Here is a 20,968-nt window from a genome sequence, read left to right on the forward strand (position 1 = left end):
AATTAAGCCTTGCATTATAACCACGTCAACACAGTAATTATTACGTCTTTTTTCTTTAAGCTATATCTCGTGAAGTTCACAGAAAAGACAATATTTAATCCAAGTTTAATTCTATAGCTTTTACACAATATTTTCAAGCGACAATAGTCCACATTGTGAAAAATTTAATTTATTAAATTAAAACCGTCATCTCGCCTAGCAATCTTCTGGATTACCTGCAACCTTAGCAGTTCTAAATGAACTACCGCAGCCACATGAAGCAATGGCATTTGGATTATCGATTTGGAAGCCACCACCCATTAGTGATTGTTTGAAATCAATTGTTGTACCGTTTAATACTGGGGCATCATGTTTATCTACCAATACTTTCAAACCGAAGAATTCTAATACTTCATCGTTTTCACCTGGTTCAGCTTCTGCTGACATACCATAAGTCAATCCTGTACATCCACCACCATTGACTTTGATTTTAAGATAACCATCAGGCATATCATTACTTTCTAACATGTCTTTTACTTCATAAGCTGCCGCTTCAGTTAAAATAACTGTTTGCATTGTCATAACCTCCTATAATAAATTCGTAAAATCATTTTCTTCTATATGTTTATATATATTATTTAACAAATCGTCCAGTGTATCTCCTTCAACAATATCACCATCAACCAGTGCATACAAGCCGTTGGAGCATATACCACAATTTTGTAAGCATCCATATTCTAAAACATCTACATCAGGATCATTTTCTAACTTTTCATAAACCACATCTCCACCCTTAGCCATATTGGAAATGCAGAATTCAACTAACGGAAACATACGACACCCTCTCTATTATAATAGTTATAATATTATAACAAACCACACGTTATTATGACTATTATTGAGCTTAAAATGTCGGAAATAGAAAAAATTACTAATAAAACAATATATTTAATTTAATTCGATATATATTTGTAGTCAATTTGAAAAATCGATATAATAATCATATAAATACATAGTCATATAAGATAAGATGGTTAAATTTTTGTTCATTTCCATCATTTTTTTGGGCAAAAATGCTTAATATGACATTAGTCTAAAGGGCAATATCAATATTAATGCTCTTATTTATAACATGATTTTTTAGGATAAAGGGGTATACTAAAATGAAAAACATTGTTTTATTAGGCGGGGGTTACGGTAATATGCGCATCATGGCTCGTATATTGCCTAATGCGTTACCAGAAGGATATAGGTTGACTTTAATTGACCGTATGCCATTCCATGGTTTAAAACCAGAATTTTATGCATTAGCTGCTGGTACAAAATCAGATAAAGATGTACGTATGTCGTTTCCAAATGATGCAAATATCAATACAGTTTATGGGGAAATCAATGATATTAATTTAGATGAGCAAATCATCTCTGTAGGTAATTCAAAAATAGATTATGATGAGCTAGTCATTGGTTTAGGTTGCGAAGATAAGTATCATAATGTACCTGGTGCAGATACACATACACATAGTATTCAAACCCTTTCGAAGGCACGCGATACTTTTCATAGTATTAGTGAACTACCTAAAGGCGCTAAAGTTGCTATCGTTGGTGCTGGACTGAGTGGCATTGAATTAGCTAGTGAATTACGTGAAAGTCGTGCAGATTTAGAAATATTATTATATGATCGTGGTCCACGAATTTTACGCAATTTCCCAGAAAAACTTAGTAATTATATTTCAAAATGGTTCTCTAAACACGATGTTACTGTAGTACCCAACTCAGTCATCGATAAAGTCGAACCAGGAAAGATATATAATAATGGTGTTCCTGAAGATGTCGATTTAGTCGTTTGGACGGCTGGTATACAACCAGTTGAAGTAGTTAGAAATTTACCTATAGATATTAATAACAACGGCCGTGTCATTTTAAACCAGTATCACCAAATTCCTACTTATCCAAATGTTTACGTTGTAGGTGACTGTGCAGACTTACCACATGCGCCTAGTGCTCAATTAGCTGAATTACAAGGCGAACAAATCGCTGACGTAATGAAAAAGCAATGGAATAACGAACCATTACCTGAAAAAATGCCAGAACTTAAAGTTCAAGGTTTCTTAGGCTCTCTAGGTGATAAACAAGGATTTGCTTATATTATGGATCGAACTGTTACCGGACGTCTCGCTTCTATCTTAAAATCAGGTGTCCTTTGGTTATATAAATATCATAACGGTTAAAATAAATAAAAGGGGCAATGAAATCATTTTAATTGGTTTCACTGCCCCTATTTTTAATACTCTATATTAACTTTCTGTTTTTAAAATTTTTGATCTACAAACTGCGTAATCTGCTTAGTTTGAATATAACCATCTGCTACATATTCATCATTCATTGTAATCAAAGGATAAAACAACTCATCTTCTTGAATACGTTCAATAAATTGTTGATCGTGATCTGTTAGATTTTCGGTATCCTTTTCAATATCAATATAAGTAAACTCAAAATGATGGTGTGGAAATTTTCGTTTTAACAATGGTTGTAACCAATCAAATGTATCTTTTGATGTCGGTGCATTCACACAACTTGCACATACTACATCTGCCCCATAAACAACAACACTCACTTTAGTCATTGAAATCCCTCGTTTTGATTTATAGATTTTTCTTACTTAATCTATTATAATGTACTAATAATGATAATGAAATAATTTACTTGAAAGGAGACATATCTCATGCCTACTGAGAATGCGACAATGTTTGATCAAGTAGCTGAAGTAATAGAACGTTTACGTCCATTTTTATTACGTGATGGTGGCGACTGTACGTTAGTTGATGTTGAAGACGGCATCGTAAAATTACAATTACATGGTGCTTGTGGTACTTGCCCAAGCTCAACAATAACATTAAAAGCTGGTATTGAACGTGCGTTACACGAAGAAGTACCTGGCGTTATCGAAGTTGAACAAGTATTCTAATGTTTTTCGTTAGTGTAATATAAAGATATAATTTAAAATAATTGATTTCGTTTTATCCCATCTCTGGACAATTAATCCATTGATGGGTGTTTTTTTGTTTGTTTACAATTTCCGTTAATTTCAATGTAACGTTTAATCTTCATAATAGCATTGAAATAATTCAATAATAGCTTTCAAATTAACATCTAGATATTTATCTTTATGCTTTATGAGATAAAAATTTCGAAAGACGTCTAACTTGATAGCAGCTAATATATTATTATGTACTTCATCTAATACAGATTTAGATATAACTGTAAATCCTTTACCAGCCTTCACCATATCAACGATTACTTGATTACTATTAATTTCCACTAAATATGGATGTAATGATAAGTTAGTTAAACCGATTTCTTGGTAAATTCTTGTACCTGATCCTTGTTCTCGAACAAAGCATATTTGTTTCGCATCAAAGCCTACTTTTTGATTGTAAATTAAGACCATTTCATCTTGCGATATACATGCTAAATCAATGGTATTATCTTGGATTTCTCTCTCTACAATTCCAATGTCTACAACATTGTGTTTAACGTTATCTAAGACCGTATCTGAATTAGTTAAATATGCATTTACATGTAATTCTGGATATTGGTTGGCAATTTCTATTAATTTTTGTGATAAATATTGCTCACCATACGTATAACTACTACCTATAGATAGTACACCCGCTACATCTTTCTTATCATTTTTTAAATTTTGCCAAAGTTCCCGCTCTATATTTTCTCGTTGCAGTGCATATTTTAAAATCTTCTCACCATCTGATGTTAAACGAATCGATGGCCTAGTAAATTCAAAAATTTTAACATTATACTTAGTTTCAAGTCGTTTGATATCACGACTTATTGATGGCTGTGATGTGTACAGATGCGCAGCTGCTTTTGTAAAATTTGCTGTTTTTACTACTTCTATTAATACTTTATATGGATCCATGGATATTCCCCTTAATAAAATATATATTCATCATATCAATTTTGTTATGTATACTATATCAAATATTTATTTAACGTTATAACAGTACAATGCTAAACTTTCTCTTATAGGAGGAACGTCACATGATTCAACTCAAGCATAAATATTTTTTCATAGGTATGTTATTTACATTTGGTATTGCAATGTTAAGTCTGGCATTATCTAAATTACCTATACTTCACCATGTCGGTGGATTATCTATTGCGATACTTATTGCAATTTTATATCGTCACTTCAAAGGATATCCTGAACAATACAAAGTTGGTATTACATTTTCTTCTAAGCGACTATTGAAAATCGCTATCGTCTTTTACGGTCTCAAGTTGAATATCGATGAAATTTTAGGACGTAGCGGTCCACTATTATTGATGGATGCCTGTATTATCATTTTTAGCATTGTTATGACATATGCCTTAAGTCGTTTGTTTAAAACAGATACGTCAATAACAACTCTATTAGGTGTGGGGACTGGTATTTGTGGGGCGGCAGCTATTGCGGCTATTGCACCTGTCATAAAGTCTAGAGATAAAGATATAGCAATCAGTGTTGGTATTATCGCATTAGTCGGCACTGTCTTTTCATTATTTTATACATTAATCTATTCAATTCTTCATATGTCACCTATTCATTTTGGTATATGGTCAGGAACCAGTTTGCACGAAATTGCACAGGTTGTATTAGCAGGTAATTATGCAGGCATTGATTCATTAAAAATTGCATTATTAGCTAAGTTAGGTCGTGTATTTTTATTAATACCTGTGATTATCATTTTTATATTATGTGTTAAATATAAAAATAAAGACAGTGAACAATCACATCGTATCGATTTCCCTTATTTTTTAATTGGCTTTATTGCAATGGCTTTAATTAATACATATATTTCACTTCCACCTGCTTTATTAAAAGTACTAGAAATCATGACCAATATCTTTTTACTAATGGCGATGGTAGCACTTGGATTAAATGTTTCTTTTAAAGATTTAAAATCTAGAGCTTTAAAACCCTTACTTGTTATTATTATTGTATCTATTTGTTTATCGATCTTAAGTTACTTTATCACTCAAACCATATTCTAAAAAAAACGCCTTTCAAGCTTTATATGATGAAGTTTATCATCATTGATACTTGAAAGGCGTTTATTATTATTTGTTATCTTCTTGATGCTTTTGTTTATCTTTATGATCTACTTTAGGTTGTTTGTCATCATTCATATGTTTAGCAATTTGTTGGTCAACGTAGACCCAACCTTTCCATCCTATATGAACGGCATCACTAATCACATATTTTTCATAGTCTTTATCTGTCATATCATATATTTTACCGCCATTATCAACGACAGTAGAATGAATTTTTTTATAGACTGCTTGACGTCTATCACTATCAATACCAATATGATCATACCATTTACCATTCGAAGGAATGCTTACATACTGTACATCTGCACCAGCTTTATTCATTGTTTGAACGAGTAATTTTAAGTCTTGGAACTCAGGAGAATTAACGTTAAATTCATAATCACGCTTAACTTTACGTTTATTTCCTTTAATTAATTTCCAATATGGATCTCTAATATGATATTGATTAGATTTTGTATTATCTTTACCAATTTCTTCTGCTTTATTTCTCATTTGACTCCATGATGCTTTTTCATCTGTGGCAGGATCAACATGAGACAATGGTGGTTTAGTGAAAGAGAATAATGATTTAATTGCTTCAATCTTAATTAATTGATTCTCTTTAAATGCTGAAATGTAATTTCCAGATACATTATTCGGATCTTTCGCAACTTGTTTTAAATAATCCTTATTATGAACATGAGGGAATTGTAACAAACGTTTAGCGAAACGTTGTTTCAAATCTTCTGGCATATCCTTTTGATTAAACATTTGGTTAATTTGGGTTTGTGACATACGTGCGTCAAAGTTTTGGTTAGTTAATCCATGATTCGTAAACCATTGCGGAGAGATAATAAAAGTTAATTTTTTACCTTTTAAATTATCATATTGAGACGCAAGTTCAACCGCATTAATCAAATCCGTTGATCCACCAGTACCTAATAAAAATACATTTTTGTCTGAGTGATGTTTATTCAATGTAATTGCTGGATTGAATGGATCATCTTTACCTAATTCACTAGAACCATAAATTGGATAGTATTTATCTGATTTATAAAGTTGATTTTGAATGAGCGTGCCTTTTAATACTTGATCTGTTAATGAAATTCTATTATTAGCAAGCGTTTTATCAGTTATCAATCCTGTAAACAATTGCGCTGGTAACAGGACAAATATGATGAAAATAACGCCGCTAATTAGAATTGGTAAAAAAGGTTTTAATTTCATCGTAGTTCTTCTAATGCTTCCACAATTTTATTTGGTGTAGCCCACTCATCACGGTCAAAGTCCATAATTGATACTTCGATATCTAATTTATTTTGAATTTCTAATAATAAACCTACAGTTTGGAAAGAATCAATGATACCTTCTTCGAAAATTTCTACATCAGGATTCTCTTTGACGATATCATTTTCTGCGACCTCTGCTAATAAATCTAATACTTGATCTCTAAATTCCATAATTAATTACTCCTTTATTAAATAAATTTACCTGAGAAAATTAAAAAGCCAAACGCAACAAAATGGAAAGTAATCACTACACTTAATGCTGTAGTCCATTTATTTTGCCAACGTGGTGGATGTTTTTTTCTCCATTTTTCATAATAACCATAACCTATAAATAATGCTGCATGGTATAAACCGTATACAATATAGTAAACTTCTAAACCGTGCCAAATCCCCATAATAAAGAAGTTAAGGAAGAATGCAATATTTGACATTGCTAATTGGCTCTTAAACATCTTTTTACGAGACATATAGAATAAAGATCTCATATAAATACAATCTCTAAACCAGAATGATAATGTCATATGCCATCTATTCCAGAAATCTTTAATATTTTTAGATTGGAATGGTTTATTAAAGTTAGGTGGTGTTTTAATTCCGTATAAATAACTAAGCGCTATAGCAAATAAACTATAACCTGCAAAGTCAAAGAATAGATAAAAACTATATGCATACATATATAACCACATATGTGTGAATCCATGTAAATTCATTTGTAATGGATTTATCGCATATACTTGAATGAAATAGGCAATAATATATTTATATAAAAAGCCTATCATAATCATGTGGATCGCTTTTAACACTAATTCTCTGTATTCTCCACCAGTTGGAACCTTTTTATCATCTTTAACAAATCGTTTATATCTGTCAATTGGTCCAGAAGAAATAGTTGGGAAGAATGATATAAATTGGATTAATTTCCCTACTTTAATTTCTTTAATAGACCCATCACGTATTTCCATAATCAATTGAACACTTTTGAATGTCACATAAGATATTCCAAGGAATCCTACAAATTCAATTAATTTGCTTTCATGGAAATGAATTTGGTGGCCACCTAGCCAAGTACTTTGTAACACTTTAACTAATGCTAAAGGTAATATAGACAGAATCATGATAATTACAAATTTGGCAAATGTGTTATTTTTCTGTCTAGATTTATAATAAAACATGATTAAGGCAACTTGCCAAATGATATATATGATAAAACTTATTAACTGTACGCTTAAGTACTTTTGTCCAAATAAATTATGCTTATCTGAAGAAAAGATAAGTACAATCATAAATGCCGTACTAATACCGTTATATATATAGCTTCGCTTACCTAAAAAGCCAAGAATTATAACAGGAATAAGTACAATAAATGATATTAAGAAGAATGTAAATGTGCCATAAGGTATCATCCGTTAACTACCTCAGCAATCTTTTTACGATCAAGTTTACCATTAGATGTTAATGGTAACTGCTCCATCCAAACAAACTTTCTCGGAATCATGTACTCTGGTAAGCGTGATTTCAGTTCGTCTTTAATAGCTTTAGTCATTTGTCTCTCATCTTCAACTTCTTCTGTTGATACGACCGCACCAATCAAATGAATGACTTTATCATTTTTATATACTGGTACTACTATGGCTTCGCGTATTAAGTCAGAATCACGTAATTGCGACTCTATTTCTTCTAATTCCATACGATAACCATTTAATTTAATTTGGAAGTCGATTCGACCTTGTATAAACCATAAGCCGTTTTCTTCTTTAGCTTTATCACCTGTATGATAAGTTCTTACTCTATCTTCAAAATTAAACACAGCAGCTGTTTTTTCTTCGTTTTTCAAATATCCAACACTGACGCTTTGACCTTGAATAACTAATTCACCATCTTCAGTTGTCGTCAATTTAGTACCTGGTCTAGAAACACCTACTGGAAGTGGATTATATTGTTCTAGTACCTCTGGTGTAATTTGTATACTAGTCACTGCAACTGTCGCTTCTGTAGGTCCATACGTATTATAGATCGTACCATTAGGGAATCGATCTACTAACGCTTTAGCAGTTCTATGTCCTAAAATTTCTCCGCAGAAGAAGAAGTGATTCAAGCTACCATATTGTTCTTCATTTAAAGTCGGTAATAATAAACACATTTCAATAAATGATGGTGTAGAAACCCAAATATTAATTGGTGTCGCTTGTAACATATCATTTAATAATTTAGGTTTATTAATCATATCTTTATCAACTAAGTTTAATGTACCTCCTGAAACTAAACATGGATAAATAGCCATTACAGATAAATCAAATGAAAACGGTGCTTGATTTAACCACTCTTGACCATTCCCAGATTGATTCAATGAATCCATCCATTCCGCAAATTCAACTAAACTTGCATATTCAATTTGTACACCTTTGGGTTCTCCTGTAGAACCTGATGTGAAGATTGTATATACAACATCATTAGCCTTCATTTGGCTATCAAATATTACAGGGTCTTGTGAATTCTCAACGTTTTCAATTGTGATAACCTGAGCGCTTTGTTGATCCAAAGTGTAATCAGTAGTATTAAAGATATATTCAGGTTCTACTTTATCGATAATCATCTTCACACGTTCTTCTGGCACTGACGTATCGATAGGTACATATCCACATCCTGCTTTAATTGCACCAATCATTCCTACAATCATAAATGGCGACATATGTCCAAATAAAATCATAGGTTGTTGACTACCTTGAAGTTGATGTGCAAGCTTACTAGAAAATTCATCTAGTTCTTTATAAGTGATTTCTTCAGTCGTATGTCTTACTGCAATTGCATCTGGTTGTTGTTTACTCAATTGACTGAGAATATTAATAATATCTGTCATAGTTTTCTCCCTCATTAAAATTCATTATAAATGAAGTTATTCTGTGTATCTCCGCTTCCATAAATTAAATATAGTGCTATAAATATTGCTAAATATAACAATGTTAAAAGGTACGGCTTCATTGCTAGGTAATACTTATTCGTAGGTTCCTTACCTTTGGACTTCATTTGGCACCTCTCCTAAAATTTAAATATCTTTATTTAAAGCTATAAATGATTCATAGTCCCTTTAAACAAATCCGATATATAATTAATAATTTATATTTTATTTTTATAATTCATTATACTCATTCTTCGATTGAAATTCAAAACAAATTTTAAACATTAAAACCACTATCTGCTTAATCCAATGTCTTGATATCTATCTTATGCATGAGTATTTATTTAGTGAATATTATTATTCTAAATCTTAAGCGTGAATTAAACAATTACAGATCATATAACAAAATTGTTAGATTAGCCATTATTCAATCAAAAAGCTTGTTTACTTTTCTATCTAAGTAAACAAGCTTATATATATTATTTAACTTGATACAGGTGTTATGGCTGGTTCATTATTAAGAACTGCTTTAATATTATCAATACACAATTGCACCATACGATCTCGCGTATATTCTGAGGCACTTCCTATATGAGGAACAATCACTACATTAGGCATTTTAAGTAGTGGGTGCTCTACATCAATCGGCTCTTGCTCCAACACATCTAGTCCACATGCCAAAATTTGTCCAGTATTCAATGCATGTACTAAATCATTTTCGTTCACAATTGCACCTCTACCGATATTGATAAAAATGGCATCTGTTTTCATCTTTGCAAAAGCTTCGGCATTGAATTTGTATTTAGTTTCGTCCGTCAAGGGCGCAGTACAAACAACAAAATCACTGTTCTCTAATAGTTCTTCAAAGGATACAAATGACGCGTTGTAATCACGTTCTGCATCTTCATGTCTGGAACGATTATGATAAAGAATGTTAGTGTCGAACCCTTTTAATCGTTTGGCAAATGCTTTTCCAATGTCTCCCATTCCGAATATACCAATTGTTGATCCATAGACATCTTTTCCTGACAATAAATATGGCCCCCAACTCTTCCACTGACCATCTTGAACATATTTTTCTGCTTCAACAATTCGACGTGCAGTTGCCAACATTAAAGTAAAACCTAATTCAGCAGTTGTCTCGGTAAGTACTTCCGGTGTGTTAGTAACTATGATACCTTTTTGTTTAGCTATATTAACGTCAATATTATCATATCCTACTGCCATGTTTGCGATTACTTTTAGATGTGGTGCATTTGCAAGACATGTTTCGTCTATTGTTTCACTTAATGTGATAAAACATGCGATAGCATCTTGTACTTCCGCTAAAAATTTATCTCTAGGCATGGGTATCAAAGACTCATTCCAAACGACTACCTCTGCGATGTCTTCTAATTGTGATATGAATTTTTGAGGGATTTGACGTGTTACAATAATTTTATTCAATTTACAATCTCCTCTCAACTTCATAAATTTATTTTTCTAATTCGGTAATGGCTTCATTTAAATCTTTGAATGAATGCGTTGGTGGTACATCTTTTGTTTGAATTTCTTCAAATGTTGTTACACCTGTTTGTACATGTATCGTATCAATACCAACATTAATGCCTGACATAATATCAGTATCATATAAATCTCCAACCATTGCCACATCTTGTTTATCAAGTTGTAGTATATCTAATGATTTTTCCATAATGATTGTTTCCGGTTTACCGATGAATTGTGGTTGAACCCCAGTAGATACTGTCACAACACTTGTTATCGCACCATTCCCAGGTAAAAAGCCACGCTCTTTTGGTATTGAGACATCTGGATTTGTTGAAATAAATGTTGCACCGTTTCTGACTGCTAGTGTTGCAATCGCAAGTTTTTCATACGTTACATTTTCATCTAAACCTATGACCACATAATCTACATTTTCATCATCTTTAACTTCAAGTCCAGCTTCAGTAAGCGCAGTATGTAGACCTTCTCCACCTAACATATAAACAGAAGCACCTGGTGATTTTTCTGAGATATAATCTGCAGTTGCTAATGCAGATGTAACCACTTCATTAGCTGATGCATCAATGTTCATTTCATGTAGTTTTGCTGCGACCTGTTCAGGTGTTTTTGTTGAGTTGTTTGTTACATATAAATGAGGGATTTGATGTTGATTTAAATAATCAATAAATTGACTTGCACCATCAATTTCATCAGTACCTTTATACATCGTTCCATCTAAATCAATTAAATATGCCTTGTAATGCTTCACGCTTAATTCTCTCCTTTACCAAATGCAGTAATTGGAACATTTTCATTATTTAGAAATTGCACAACCTCATTAATAAATTGTTTATAATATGGTAATGCATGATCAAATAATGGTTCAATTTCCTTAGTATCTAGTTGAATGTAGTTGTGTGCAAATTGCTTTCTAACATCAACAGTTTGATTAATATGCTCTTGTGTCTCTTTTGAAATGACGTTTTCCAATTCTAAAATATCGATAACATCTTTATAATTACCTGGATCTCTTAAAATGAATCCATCAATAATCATATTGCCAATATCGACTGAAGATTCGATTAACATTTGTGCAATTCTTTCAAATGCATATTGATTTGTTTTATTTGTTTCATAATCATTTGTTAATTGTTGTAAGTAATTTAGTTTTTCTGATAGTTTATCTTTATCTACAAAATACATTCCTTAGTCACCTCTTATTATCTTAATCATATCACAACTTTGCAGTACACTTCATTTGTCGTTATACTAACTTTAGTAAATTTCGTATTAAAGGGGTCATAAAAAATGATTGATATGTATTTATATGATGATGAAGAACAAAGCCAAGTTCAATTCGTTGGCTTTGTTGGAGAACATAGTCGATACGACTTAATGTTAGTACAAACAGATCGTCATTATGAAAAAACACTTGTCTTAAATATGCAAACTAATAAATTTGGTATCATAGGTTCAGATGATATTGAAGAGGAAGGTTATATCGCTCATATTCTTGGGGTATCAGCTGAAGAAGGCGATGAAATCATTGAATATCTAAATGAGGTTATTCAATAAAAGTAAATCTCCCTCTGTTTACGCTAGCGTTTACAGAGGGAGATTATTTATTTGATTATTGTTAATTTATTGTTTTATTTTTCAGTATCTTGGATTGTAGGTTGTATTTTAACATCATGCAATTTATCTTCTTGATCTATAATTGCTGGATCATCTATTTGTTGTTTCACTTCATTTTTAGATAAATGCTTTACTACAAAATAAGGACACCCAAAATTACAATATTCTAATAAGTAGTCCTGAATACTTGAGAAGCGTTTACTGATTTCAGCTTTTTTGTTTGTATCTTTATAGAATCCTTTTAAACGTAATTGATCGTATCCAAAGTCTCCTACGACATAATCATATTTATCTAATATATCTGAATATCTGTTGGCAAATATTTCTTCATCGAAACATGCTCTATAATCTTCTATTAATTCAAAATATTGTTGTTCTACTTTTATCATTTTTTCACCTAATCCACTTTTCGAATGATTATGTCTCTATTTTAACAATTTTAGCCTTTAATATACAATTTTACTCACTTTCGTATACTACATAAATAATCTAAAAAACAAGAACCACTTCATTTATTCTCATAAAAAAGTGGTTCTATCAAAACATTCAACTTCATTTAATGAATGTCATTACTATGATTAGCTATTTAATTGTTCTTCACCTTGACGTTGTCTTTCTTTTGCAGCTTCATTAACTTGTTCGTCTGCATGATAAGAACTACGTACTAATGGTCCTGCTTGACAATGCTTAAATCCTTTTTCCATTGCTACTTTTCTCATTTTACCAAATTCTAATGGTGTGTAATATTTCTCAACTTTTAAATGTTTACGTGATGGTTGTAAATATTGGCCTATAGTTAAAATATCTACATCATTAGCACGTAAATCATCCATTGTTTCATAAATTTCTTCCATTGTTTCCCCTAAGCCAACCATTAAACTTGATTTTGTAGGAATATCTGGTTGTAATTCTTTAGAACGACGTAAGAATTCTAACGTGCGATCATATGTTGCACGAGCACGAACTCTAGGTGTTAGACGACGAACTGTTTCGATATTGTGGTTTAAGATATCTGGTTTAGATGCCATTAAAGTTTCTAACGCGTCGTAGTCACCACCCATGTCTGACGGTAAAATCTCGATTGTAGTGAATGGGTTTCTTGCTCTAACTTTTCTTACTGTTTCAGCATAAACATTTGAACCCGCATCACGTAAATCATCACGAGCTACTGCAGTAATAACAACATGTTTTAAGTTCATTAATTCTACTGATTCTGCAACACGTTCTGGTTCATTTAAATCTAATTCATTAGGCAAACCAGTTTTAACGGCACAGAAACGACAAGCACGTGTACATACAGCTCCTAAAATCATAAATGTAGCTGTACGTCTTTCTCCCCAACACTCATGTATATTTGGACACTTTGCTTCTTCGCAAACAGTGTGTAAATTCTTTTCGCGCATCATTTTCTTAAGGCCAGTATAGTTTTCGTTCGTGTTTAGCTTTATTTTCAACCAATCTGGTTTTCGTAGTATTTCCTCATTTTTTGTAGCCATAACAACGCATACCCTCCTGTTTAATCTCTCTCTTTATTATTATAACGAAATTAACAGTAAATTAAAATCTAATCTATTGTTATTTTAAAATTCCAGTAACTTTTGTTTAAATATATCTCGTAAAAATTCGGGCATTATATATTCTGTTGGAAGTCCTTTCAACGATGGGAAATATCTACCAAATGTATACATATCTACTGTTCCTAAAATATAATGTTCATCATTTTGTATTTCTTTTCCATCTATAAAATAACGTCCCTCTGATTCAATAAAACCTAATCGATATAAAATATATCCCCCAAAAATATCTCCACGGAATCCAAGGCCTTGAGCATGTTCGTGCATATACTCTTGCTTTTGACTTTTAACAATGACTTCTTTAAGTTCTTCGCCTGTCAATTTTACTCTTACAACATTGATGGGATGAGGTAACATGCGATGAATATCAAATTCCGTAATTTCATCCGCTTCAATGCCTTTTACAATTAAACCTGCATTTATAATTGTACAATCTGCATTTGTGAATTCATAGACACTTTCTGCTAATAAATACGACGTTTTTGTGATTACATCTGTTTTATTATCTAACTTAAGCGGGTGATTCACAACTGGCGTACGCATCATCGCCTTTCCTTCCTCATCAAAGTTGGTTTGAACTTCTGGTAACGTTTCTAACGGATGTAAGCACGCAGTCTTCCGAGTTATGCTTTTATTTTCAATTGTTAAGTTCACTTCTCCTAAGTAATTTCCATACTTCCCAGCTGCTGCCATTAAGACTCCATTATTCATTTGGCCATGATCAAAATGGTGATGTGTATGACTACCAAGAATTAAATCAATTTCCGGAATTTCTTGGCATAATTTTTCATCAAAAAATACACCTACATGACTCATTACAATTAGTACATCATATTGTCCATCGTTTGCTTTAATTTCATCTTTGATGGATTCGAGTGGATTTGTAACAACCCAATCCAAAGCTCTATAAAATGGTGTAAATGGTGCTGTTGCCGCTACAAATAATATACGTACACCATCTATTTCTTTTATATATGATGATGCTATACGGTTAGGCAGACGTCCCTCTTCATCAAATACGTTAGCACAAATCACTTCAAATTGTGCATTTGTATATAAATTTTGTAATGCCTCATGCGAAATTGTCATACCTTCGTTATTACCTATTGTTGCAATATCACATTTAGCTTCATTTAATAATTCTATATTTTTCTTTCCTAGGGTTGCTTGTGTAATCGGTGCTGATAAATCAACATGATCACCTATATCCAAATATAGTGAGGGATGTTGAAGTTTTGAGCGATGTTCTGTCATATATGATTGAATACGTGCATATTCGTTGAGATGACTATGAATATCATTAGTATGGTATATAGTTAACTTCAAAATACTTCCCCCTTTTTAAAATGACTTTATAAGGTCATATATAATGTAACATGTATCGTTAAAACGAATAGATTATATGTACTTTTAACTTTTAAATAATAGATTTAATAATTAAATATGCACCTATTAGCAACATTACAGTACGTAACAACATGACGACTGTGTCAGACTTAATCGAATGATTGACTTTAACACCAATTTTAGCGCCTATATAACTAGAAATAATAAGTACAATTGAATAATCCCAAGCTACATGACCTTGTATGATATGTCCAATTGAACTCATCACACTTGAAAAGAAAATCATCATCATACTTGTTCCAACTGCTACATGCGGTGGAAATCTAAATACAATTAACATTAACGGCGTCATTAATGCACCTCCACCAATACCAAACAATCCTGTAAGAATACCGATCAATAAAGTAGCAATAAAAGCAACGAATGGTGGTACGCTATAATGATATGTCTTACCTTCTGCATCTATATATGTTTTTTCGTATTGAGGTTTATTAAATATTTTAAATGGTTTAATTTTATGTCTTACCATTAACAATATGGCTACAAAAATCATAAATATCCCAAAATAGAGATTAAATGACTTTAATGTTAAATATTGACTTAAAAAAGACCCAATTAATGACCCTGGTAATAATCCAAATAAGAAAATAGAGCCATTTTTTATATCAACTTGTTTCGTCTTTAAATAGCCTAATGAGGAAGACAACCCAGTCACAATGAGAATGACAGACGATGTCCCTATTGCGATTTGAGTCGTAATACCATGTAATATACTATGATCGACTCCAAGATAGACTAATGTAGGTACAATAATGATGCCTCCGCCAATACCTACTATTGAACCTATAATCGCTGACAATCCACCAATGATAATTAATAATAAAATCGTTAATAACATTTACTTTCGCCTCTTAGAATAATTCTAGTTGTTGTGGTGCTAGTCCTTCATAGTCAATACCGAGAATATTTTGATATGTTTTAGCATTTTGAGCTGCATGACCACCAGAATTATTATTAAAAACAACGTATACTTGTTTAGCTTTTTGTTCTAAAATTTTAACTTTTTGTGCTAAATCCAGTAATTCTGTTTCATTATAATTGTATAAATATCTTACATCTCGCCATTCTTGATCTGTCATATCTTTTTTTGTCCAACCATGTACGTTTCGTCCATGATATCTAACAAAAGCGATATCACTGGTTATTCTATTTACAAGTGGGATACTTGCATCTTTGACTTGTGGTTCATCTACAACTGCATGAATAATTTGATGTTCAGTTAAAAAGGACAATGTTTCCTCTTTAAATTGATCATTAAACCAAGACTGATGTCTGAATTCAACACACATTGGATAGTCTTGCAGTTGTTGTTTAACATATAAAATATACTTGATATTTTGACTAGAACAATCAAACCATGGTGGAAATTGTACCAGTACCATAGCTAGTTTATGACTTTCTTGTAATGGTGCCAACATTTCTTTAAATGCATCAAATAGTTCTTGGCGTGTTTCTGAAAAATCTCTAAAATCTGCATGTAGTGTCAAAGCTTGATGTATTTTAACTACAAATTGAAACCTTTCTGGTGTCTCACTTATCCACTTCTTGATATTTCGTTCTGGTTGAATCGCATAGTATGATGCATCAAGTTCTACAATAGGAAAATGACTTGCATATGTTTTTAATTTATCTGATTTTCTAGCTAGATCTTCATATAATGTATCATGATCTCCCCAACCAGTTAGACCTATATTTATCATTTATATCACCAAATTAATGATACCACAGAATAAAACGACGATTCACTTTATCTATTTCAAATTTACAGATTCTTATTAATCTATAGGCAACCTACAGATAATGCATCAAATAATAAAAACGCTCCCTTAATTATTTAAGAGAGCGTTTGATTTAACAATTATAAATTGGACATATCACTGATACGACTGACCATACGTTCTATTAAGTTTGCTGCATTTTGTTTTTCAGCTAATCTTGGTGATTGACCACTCCATATATGAGTTAGTTCACTATCACCTTGTTGTACTGCAGCCTTTCTAATTTGAGTAGTTAACTGGTTTTGAATCGGGTAATCTGGTATAACTCCTTGATATTCGCTCATTTCTTTAACGAATTGATTATTAATGCCACGAGCATTTTTACCACTAAAAACATTAGTGACCACTGTATCAGTCTCTTTACTTTTTAATATAGTGTCTTTAAGTAACTCGTTTGCTCCACTTTCATGAGAAGTTAAGAATGCAGTTCCCATTTGCACACCTTGTGCTCCTAACATTAGACTGGCAAGTAAACCTCTTTCATCCATAATACCACCAGCTGCGACAACAGGTATAGATACATGATCGACCACTTGAGGTACTAAAGACATTGTGCCAACCATTGGTTCTACATTATGACTAATTTGTAAAAATGACCCTCTATGTCCACCTGCTTCACTTCCTTGAGCTACAACAATATCTATTCCTGCTTTTTCATTTTCTATAGCTTCTTCTACTGTTGTTGCTGTACCAATTAATATCACTTGATGTTCTTTTAACTTTTCAATAGTTAATGCATCAGGAATACCGAATGTAAAACTACAGATTGGTACATTATACTTAATAATCATATTTATAGCTTCTTTAAATTTTTGAGTTTCATCAATGTTAATCACTGGTTCCTCTAAATGAAAAGCTCTCCTATACGGCTTTAACCATGCATTCATATGTTCGACCTGTTGTGGATTTGCTGTAGCATTTTGATGAGGTACAAATAAATTGACCCCAAAAGGTTGAGTGGTCTTTTCTTTAACTGCTTTAATTTCACTTTCCAACTGATCGATACTAAAATATCCAGCTCCTATTGTACCAAGTCCACCTTTTTCGCTGACAGTAGCAACTAAAGATGCAGTAGTACTGCCGGCCATACCTGCTTGAATAATTGGATATTGAATGCCTAATAGACGTGTTAACTTATTGTCATTCCACATATTACTCACCTTTTCTATTTGTTACGCTTCGTTTTATTGAGATAGGTTTGATTTTCTAATTTTTCTTCTTCTTCTTTATCTAATTCATCTTCAATTTCCATTCCTAGCAGCTCTTCAATTAAATCTTCATGTGACACGATTGCATCTGTTCCACCAAATTCGTCTAGTACGATTGCTAAATGTTTTCTAGATATCGTCATTTTTCTAAGTACCCATTCAGCCCTATTATGTTCATTTACGAATAATGGTTCTGATGAGAAATTAGTTATTGATTCGTATTTTTTCTTACTCCATGCTAACAGATATTTAGAATGGAATACACCTATGACATGATCTATATCTTCATCATAAATTGGATAACGGGTATATGGTTCTTTCATAACGGTGTCATATGCTTCATCAAATGAAATATCTTTTGGAAATGCTACAACATTAATACGCGGAGTTGTATCTACATCTTTTATTTTAAGGTTTTCGAAATCTAATACGCCTTTTAATCGATTTTGTTCTGTCTCATTAAATGCACCTTCACGTCCTGCCACAATCAACATTGTACGTATTTCTTCTTTAGTATACTGATTATCATCAGCTCTATCTTTTGATAATGATTTACTAATTTTACTTGTTATAGTATTCAACAATTTTGTAATTGGCTTAAGAATAATAACTAATGTGCGAATGATTGGATAAACAATACGTGATGTTTTATCAGGATTTGCTGCTGCGATTGCTTTGGGTATCACTTCAGATACTAATACAATGAATATAATCATGATGACTAGCACAGCTAATACATTAAATTGCATTTTTATAGCAAGAATGGTACCGAGCACTGGCAATATAATATTACTTATATTTTTTATGATTAATATAGTTGTTATAAACTCACTTGGTTTATCTAATAATTGGGAAAGTTTTTGTGACCTTTTATCACCATTTTTCGCTTCAGTCTGAAATTTACTTTTATTTGCTGCCGTTAACGCTGTTTCACTAAGTGATAAATAGAATGATACGATTAATAAGAATATGATAGCTATAATCATGAGGCATACTCCTTATTCATACAAATTTTCTTTAATAATAATTAAAACATTCCCTTGAATAAGCTTTTATAAACTATTCAGTCCATAGCGTGAACTTATAAAGTATTTTACTTGAAATACCCAAATAAAAAACTAGCCAACGGATCATAAAATCCATTGGCTAGCAATGACTGAGATTAATATCTCAAATTATATCAAACGATGTTCATCTATAAGTTACAATTAACCAATAGATCCTTCCATTTCGAATTTGATTAATCTATTCATTTCTACCGCATATTCCATTGGTAATTCTTTTGTAAATGGTTCAATGAAGCCCATAACAATCATTTCAGTCGCTTCTTCTTCAGAGATACCACGACTCATTAAATAGAATAATTGTTCTTCTGATACTTTAGAAACTTTAGCTTCGTGTTCTAATGAAATATTATCGTTAAATACCTCATTATAAGGAATTGTATCTGAAGTTGATTCATTATCTAAAATTAATGTGTCACATTCGATATTTGAACGCGCACCTTTCGCTTTTCGTCCAAAATGAACAATACCACGATAGATAACTTTACCACCATTTTTAGAAATTGATTTAGAAACAATAGTAGAAGACGTATTTGGTGCTTTATGAATCATTTTTGCACCTGCGTCTTGAACTTGTCCTTTACCTGCAAATGCAATTGATAATGTGCTACCTTTTGCACCTTCACCAAGTAATACACAGTTAGGGTATTTCATCGTCAATTTAGAACCTAAGTTACCGTCAACCCATTCCATATTACCATTCTCATGAACAAATGTACGTTTAGTAACTAAGTTATAAACATTATTTGCCCAGTTTTGAATTGTAGTATAACGTACGTGTGCATCTTTATGAACAATAATTTCAACTACTGCTGAGTGTAGAGAGCTTGTTGTATAAACGGGTGCAGTACAACCTTCTACATAGTTTACAGAAGCACCTTCATCAGCAATGATTAATGTACGTTCAAATTGTCCCATGTTTTCAGAGTTAATACGGAAATAAGCTTGCAATGGTGTATCTAATTTAACGTTTTTAGGTACGTAAATAAATGATCCACCTGACCAAACAGCTGAATTTAATGCCGCGAATTTGTTGTCAGCTGCTGGAATAACTGTTGCAAAATACTCACGGAATAAATCTTCATTTTCACGTAATGCACTATCAGTGTCTTTGAAGATGATACCTTTTTCTTCTAATTCTTTTTCCATGTTGTGATAAACAACTTCGGATTCATATTGAGCAGATACACCTGCCAAATATTTTTGTTCAGCTTCAGGAATACCTAATTTATCAAATGTACGTTTGATTTCTTCTGGTACTTCATCCCATGAACGTTCAGTATGTTCTGATGGTTTTACGTAGTAAGTAATGTCATCAAAGTCTAATTCTGATAAGTCGCCACCCCATTGAGGCATTGGCATTTTATAGAATAATTTTAAAGCTTTCAAACGGAAATCGAGCATCCATTCAGGTTCATCTTTCATTTTTGAAATTTCTCTAACTATATTTTCAGTTAGACCTCGTTCTGATCTGAAAATGGAAACATCTTCGTCGTGGAAACCATATTTGTAATCCCCAACATCAGGTGCTTTTTTAGCCATTTCAATCACTCCTTATATATATT

The 20,968-nt window shown here is 32.0% G+C and carries 24 protein-coding genes; 4 read left to right on the top strand and 20 right to left on the bottom strand.

Annotated elements, in window-relative coordinates; translation table 11 throughout:
* Positions 1-195: 195 nt before the first annotated feature.
* Both ssp1_RS08980 and ssp1_RS08985 read right to left on the bottom strand, forming a co-directional pair.
* Positions 196-555, bottom strand: coding sequence for a HesB/IscA family protein (locus tag ssp1_RS08980; RefSeq protein ID WP_002466675.1), 360 nt, complete (start codon positions 553-555; stop codon positions 196-198).
* 12 nt (positions 556-567) lie between these two features.
* Entirely contained in the window at positions 568-813 is a 246-nt protein-coding gene (locus tag ssp1_RS08985; protein WP_075778068.1) for a YuzB family protein, read from the bottom strand.
* 329 nt (positions 814-1,142) lie between these two features.
* Between ssp1_RS08985 and ssp1_RS08990 the strand changes: the two genes are divergently transcribed.
* The gene (locus ssp1_RS08990) at positions 1,143-2,207 is read left to right on the top strand and encodes an NAD(P)/FAD-dependent oxidoreductase (RefSeq protein WP_002450826.1); all 1,065 of its coding nucleotides are present in this window, start codon (positions 1,143-1,145) and stop codon (positions 2,205-2,207) included.
* Between the two features lie 80 nt (positions 2,208-2,287).
* Here the strand turns inward: ssp1_RS08990 and ssp1_RS08995 are convergent, their stop codons facing one another.
* Positions 2,288-2,602, bottom strand: coding sequence for a YuzD family protein (locus tag ssp1_RS08995; protein ID WP_002450827.1), 315 nt, complete (start codon positions 2,600-2,602; stop codon positions 2,288-2,290).
* A gap of 99 nt (positions 2,603-2,701) precedes the next feature.
* On the opposite strand from ssp1_RS08995, the gene ssp1_RS09000 reads away from it, so the two are divergent.
* Positions 2,702-2,944, top strand: a complete 243-nt coding sequence (locus tag ssp1_RS09000; protein ID WP_002433501.1) for a NifU family protein — start codon at positions 2,702-2,704, stop codon at positions 2,942-2,944.
* A 132-nt stretch (positions 2,945-3,076) separates the two neighbouring features.
* On the opposite strand, the gene ssp1_RS09005 is transcribed toward ssp1_RS09000, so the two are convergent.
* Complete coding sequence (locus ssp1_RS09005) at positions 3,077-3,913, bottom strand: LysR family transcriptional regulator (protein ID WP_075778066.1); 837 nt, start codon at positions 3,911-3,913, stop codon at positions 3,077-3,079.
* Positions 3,914-4,035: 122 nt separating this feature from the next.
* Between ssp1_RS09005 and ssp1_RS09010 the strand changes: the two genes are divergently transcribed.
* Positions 4,036-5,028 (top strand): YeiH family protein, encoded by a 993-nt coding sequence (locus ssp1_RS09010; RefSeq protein WP_075778065.1) that lies wholly within the window; start codon positions 4,036-4,038, stop codon positions 5,026-5,028.
* A gap of 66 nt (positions 5,029-5,094) precedes the next feature.
* Here the strand turns inward: ssp1_RS09010 and dltD are convergent, their stop codons facing one another.
* The 8 genes from dltD to hepT form a co-directional block, all read right to left on the bottom strand.
* Positions 5,095-6,294 (bottom strand): D-alanyl-lipoteichoic acid biosynthesis protein DltD, encoded by a 1,200-nt coding sequence (dltD, locus tag ssp1_RS09015; RefSeq protein ID WP_075778064.1) that lies wholly within the window; start codon positions 6,292-6,294, stop codon positions 5,095-5,097.
* Positions 6,291-6,527, bottom strand: coding sequence for a D-alanine--poly(phosphoribitol) ligase subunit 2 (gene dltC / locus ssp1_RS09020; protein ID WP_002433359.1), 237 nt, complete (start codon positions 6,525-6,527; stop codon positions 6,291-6,293). Before dltC ends, dltD begins: the two co-directional genes overlap by 4 nt.
* A 17-nt stretch (positions 6,528-6,544) precedes the next feature.
* Positions 6,545-7,759, bottom strand: a complete 1,215-nt coding sequence (gene dltB / locus ssp1_RS09025) for a D-alanyl-lipoteichoic acid biosynthesis protein DltB (protein ID WP_075778063.1) — start codon at positions 7,757-7,759, stop codon at positions 6,545-6,547.
* Positions 7,756-9,213, bottom strand: coding sequence for a D-alanine--poly(phosphoribitol) ligase subunit DltA (gene dltA, locus ssp1_RS09030; protein WP_075778062.1), 1,458 nt, complete (start codon positions 9,211-9,213; stop codon positions 7,756-7,758). Before dltA ends, dltB begins: the two co-directional genes overlap by 4 nt.
* Before the next feature lie 14 nt (positions 9,214-9,227).
* Positions 9,228-9,380, bottom strand: coding sequence for a teichoic acid D-Ala incorporation-associated protein DltX (locus ssp1_RS09035; protein WP_002466673.1), 153 nt, complete (start codon positions 9,378-9,380; stop codon positions 9,228-9,230).
* A 355-nt stretch (positions 9,381-9,735) separates the two neighbouring features.
* Complete coding sequence (locus ssp1_RS09040) at positions 9,736-10,698, bottom strand: 2-hydroxyacid dehydrogenase (protein WP_075778061.1); 963 nt, start codon at positions 10,696-10,698, stop codon at positions 9,736-9,738.
* Positions 10,699-10,726: 28 nt separating this feature from the next.
* Positions 10,727-11,506, bottom strand: a complete 780-nt coding sequence (locus tag ssp1_RS09045; protein WP_002450834.1) for a TIGR01457 family HAD-type hydrolase — start codon at positions 11,504-11,506, stop codon at positions 10,727-10,729.
* A 2-nt stretch (positions 11,507-11,508) separates the two neighbouring features.
* Entirely contained in the window at positions 11,509-11,940 is a 432-nt protein-coding gene (gene hepT / locus ssp1_RS09050) for a type VII toxin-antitoxin system HepT family RNase toxin (RefSeq protein ID WP_002450835.1), read from the bottom strand.
* A 105-nt stretch (positions 11,941-12,045) separates the two neighbouring features.
* Here hepT and ssp1_RS09055 point away from each other — a divergent pair, with 105 nt between their 5' ends.
* Positions 12,046-12,312 (top strand): DUF3055 domain-containing protein, encoded by a 267-nt coding sequence (locus ssp1_RS09055; protein ID WP_118828200.1) that lies wholly within the window; start codon positions 12,046-12,048, stop codon positions 12,310-12,312.
* Between the two features lie 74 nt (positions 12,313-12,386).
* Here the strand turns inward: ssp1_RS09055 and ssp1_RS09060 are convergent, their stop codons facing one another.
* The 8 genes from ssp1_RS09060 to sufB form a co-directional block, all read right to left on the bottom strand.
* Positions 12,387-12,761, bottom strand: a complete 375-nt coding sequence (locus ssp1_RS09060; protein WP_002450837.1) for a YutD family protein — start codon at positions 12,759-12,761, stop codon at positions 12,387-12,389.
* Positions 12,762-12,950: 189 nt separating this feature from the next.
* Entirely contained in the window at positions 12,951-13,868 is a 918-nt protein-coding gene (gene lipA / locus ssp1_RS09065) for a lipoyl synthase (RefSeq protein WP_002450838.1), read from the bottom strand.
* Positions 13,869-13,952: 84 nt separating this feature from the next.
* Entirely contained in the window at positions 13,953-15,272 is a 1,320-nt protein-coding gene (locus tag ssp1_RS09070; RefSeq protein ID WP_075778060.1) for a bifunctional metallophosphatase/5'-nucleotidase, read from the bottom strand.
* Between the two features lie 91 nt (positions 15,273-15,363).
* A complete protein-coding gene (locus ssp1_RS09075) occupies positions 15,364-16,191 on the bottom strand; it encodes a sulfite exporter TauE/SafE family protein (RefSeq protein ID WP_075778059.1) in 828 nt (275 codons plus the stop codon).
* 13 nt (positions 16,192-16,204) lie between these two features.
* A complete protein-coding gene (locus tag ssp1_RS09080) occupies positions 16,205-17,053 on the bottom strand; it encodes a DUF72 domain-containing protein (protein WP_075778058.1) in 849 nt (282 codons plus the stop codon).
* Between the two features lie 158 nt (positions 17,054-17,211).
* Complete coding sequence (locus tag ssp1_RS09085) at positions 17,212-18,282, bottom strand: NAD(P)H-dependent flavin oxidoreductase (RefSeq protein WP_049424922.1); 1,071 nt, start codon at positions 18,280-18,282, stop codon at positions 17,212-17,214.
* 14 nt (positions 18,283-18,296) lie between these two features.
* Positions 18,297-19,325: a hemolysin family protein gene (locus ssp1_RS09090; RefSeq protein ID WP_107532350.1), complete on the bottom strand. Its 1,029-nt coding sequence runs from the start codon at positions 19,323-19,325 to the stop codon at positions 18,297-18,299.
* Between the two features lie 222 nt (positions 19,326-19,547).
* On the bottom strand, positions 19,548-20,945 hold the full coding sequence (gene sufB, locus ssp1_RS09095; RefSeq protein ID WP_002450844.1) for a Fe-S cluster assembly protein SufB: 1,398 nt from the start codon (positions 20,943-20,945) through the stop codon (positions 19,548-19,550).
* Between the last annotated feature and the right edge of the window lie 23 nt (positions 20,946-20,968).

The sequence above is a fragment of the Staphylococcus sp. M0911 genome, from assembly GCF_003491325.1.
Taxonomy (GTDB): Bacteria; Bacillota; Bacilli; order Staphylococcales; family Staphylococcaceae; genus Staphylococcus; species Staphylococcus warneri_A.